The 2,473-nt window shown below is 61.0% G+C and carries 4 protein-coding genes; 1 reads left to right on the forward strand and 3 read right to left on the reverse strand.

The genetic code is table 11. The features are described from left to right. A partial coding sequence (locus JV551A3_RS30550; protein WP_133979397.1) for a DUF3301 domain-containing protein occupies positions 1 to 319 on the forward strand: 319 nt, incomplete at its 5' end. Here the strand turns inward: JV551A3_RS30550 and JV551A3_RS30555 are convergent. The 3 genes from JV551A3_RS30555 to JV551A3_RS30565 all read right to left on the reverse strand — a co-directional run. Continuing rightward, positions 320 to 1,291, reverse strand: a complete 972-nt coding sequence (locus tag JV551A3_RS30555; protein ID WP_133979399.1) for a CobW family GTP-binding protein — start codon at positions 1,289 to 1,291, stop codon at positions 320 to 322. Between the two features lie 40 nt (positions 1,292 to 1,331). Beyond that, the gene (locus JV551A3_RS30560; RefSeq protein WP_133979401.1) at positions 1,332 to 1,958 is read right to left on the reverse strand and encodes a DUF1826 domain-containing protein; all 627 of its coding nucleotides are present in this window, start codon (positions 1,956 to 1,958) and stop codon (positions 1,332 to 1,334) included. Further along, positions 1,955 to 2,473, reverse strand: a 519-nt coding sequence (locus JV551A3_RS30565) for a GTP-binding protein (protein ID WP_133979403.1), incomplete at its 5' end; no start/stop codon positions are given. The genes JV551A3_RS30565 and JV551A3_RS30560, both read right to left, overlap by 4 nt.

The following is a 2,473-nucleotide window of genomic DNA, read 5'->3' on the forward strand; positions in this document are numbered from 1 at the left end:
GTTGCGCGAGAAAGCCCTGGAACGGGTCAAACAGCATTGCACCAAGCTCGACCTCGAACTGCTCGACGATGCGGTCGCACTCAAGCGCATCGCCTTTGTCCGTGACGCCAACGGCCGCAAGCGCCTGGCGCGCGTCTATGCCTTCGAGTTCACCGTCACGGGCGAACAGCGCCACCCCGGTACCGTGACGCAGTTCGGCGCCCACAGTGTGCAGATCGAACTTGCGCCCTACCCGTTCGAGATCAAGACCCCACCGCGCGCCGACAATGTCATCGAGATGCAGCAGTGGCGCCAGGAGCACAACCGCTGGCGCAACTGATCAACTGATACGACATTCGCTCAACCCGGCCTGAAGCGCGGATTGCGATTGTGGCTGGTCGAAAATCAGTTCGATGCGCGTATCCCTGCGCCAGTCGCTGGACTGCCAGGCGGGCATGTCCCCATTCAGGCCATTGAATGATTGCCAGCCCTCCACGCTGTGGATAACCCCCTTGGCGCGTCGCCACGGCCAAGCCCGCAAGAACGCCTGCAGCCGCTGTGGATAAAATTGCTGGCCAGGGTGCCAGCGCCAGCCAATGCTCCAACCTCCTTCTCCCTGCTGGGCAAGACAAATCGGCTGGCCAGGGTCCGTCCATAGCGCCGCCGTTGGATTTCCAGGATTGTCGACAATACCGTTATCCACAAACGGGCTGTCTACAATGCCAATGGGTGCGGCCGGAAGGTTTGACAAGGGCAGCTTACCTTGAACGGTCCAGAACAGTCTTTTCCCAATTAATTTGTTTTTTATCAACAGCTTGTGTTTTTCATCCACAGCCTCTGATTTGTTCAATACGATGTTTTCAGCAGCCTCGAGCGCCTGCTGTTGAGCCTCCGGAAGCTGTTCGTTCCGGACCATCGACTGCGCATCCACCACCGTCAGCAATGGCTGTATTGTCAGCACTCCGGCCCAAGGGGCTCTTTTCAACTGAGCGAGCAACTGCAAGGGATGACCCAGCCCGGACGGCTCGATGAACAGCCGGTCAGGGCGGGATTTGCGCAGCAGTCGGCCCAAGCCCACCTGGAACGGCATGCCATTGACGCAGCACAGGCATCCACCTGCGACCTCGCCAATGGCAATGCCGTCTTCGTCACGGCTGAGCAAGGCAGCATCCAAACCAACCAGGCCAAATTCGTTTATCAATACAGCCCAGCGCTCATTGGCCGGGCGCTGGGCCAGCAAATGACGGATCAGGGTGGTCTTGCCGGCCCCCAGCGGGCCGGCAATCACGTGGGTAGGAATGTTCTGCAGCATGGGGCGGCTTCGGGCGATGGTGAGGCCTCACTATGCGCCGTCAGGCGAGCCAGTCAAGGCTGAGTAGTAGGCGCCCCTGCGGCCCCGAGGGCGAACGATGCACCAGCCCCGCGCCTTCATTGCCTTGCCACTTCTCACCTTTGAGCACCGCCACATCGCCGGCTTGCAGGTGTTGGATGTTATCCACCGGGGGTACCGCTGTGTGTAAGTCCCCACGAGGGCTAGCCTCCTCTTTTAACCACTCGCTACCTGCGCCAGCGTAGGTGGTGAGCAGCCGCAGCGGAACGTTATCCACATGGAAGCGCGGGCACATGGGGCCTGTCAGTACCCGCAGGCGCAAGCCGACCCGCTGCGCACCCACCAGGCAGGTATAGGCAGCCACCAACCAGGTCACATCCGCCACGAACGACTCGTAGCCGTGCAAGTCCGCCGCTTCGCGCAATAATTCGGTCAGTACCGGCATATGCTGCTCGTCCACGTCGATGACGCGCTGGTCTGCCAAGGGCTGGCCGAGGTTGACCACCAGCGCGGCAAAATCCTCAAGCTGCGCCGGCAAACGCCGGCGCCATACCGCCAGGTTCACGCCATCCTGCAGCACCTCGGTCAACACCTGCGGTGATTCGCCAAATACCTGAAAGATATCCACAGGCTTGCGCATGGGGTTCATGCTGCGGCCTCCTCATTCCATGGACCGAACGGATCCGGCAGGCGCAACCAGCCCATGGGCCCCAAGTCCATTTCCTGCTCGGTCAACAGGCATGCTTCGAGTGCTGTGGATAATTTTCCGAAGTCGATATTCTGCCCTATGAACACCAGTTCCTGGCGGCAGTCACCACTCTCGGCAACCCAGTTCTTCAAGATCGCGACAGTGTTATCCACATCCTGTGGCCACTGCTCGCGCGGCACGAAGCGCCACCAGCGTCCCGCCAGGCCATGGCGCATCATGCCTCCTGCCTGCGACCAGCTTCCGGCCTCCTGGTACTTGCTGGCCAGCCAGAAAAAGCCTTTCGAACGCAACAGCCGCCCATTACTCCAGGGCGTGTGGATAAAGTCGAAAAAGCGCTGTGGATGAAGCGGGCGCCGGGCCTGCCAGGTGGTGGCGGCAATGCCGTACTCTTCGGTTTCCGGCACATGCTCGCCGCGCAACTCCTGCAGCCAGCCAGGGGCCTGGGCAGCCTGGTC

It is taken from the genome of Pseudomonas inefficax (assembly GCF_900277125.1).
GTDB classification, from domain to species: domain Bacteria; phylum Pseudomonadota; class Gammaproteobacteria; order Pseudomonadales; family Pseudomonadaceae; genus Aquipseudomonas; species Aquipseudomonas inefficax.

What these genes read in the sequence shown, in the direction of transcription:
- JV551A3_RS30560 (WP_133979401.1), bottom strand. Translation starts at nt 1,958, where the DNA reads ATGAACCCCATGCGCAAGCCTGTGGATATCTTTCAGGTATTTGGCGAA.
- JV551A3_RS30555 (WP_133979399.1), bottom strand. Translation starts at nt 1,291, where the DNA reads ATGCTGCAGAACATTCCTACCCACGTGATTGCCGGCCCGCTGGGGGCC.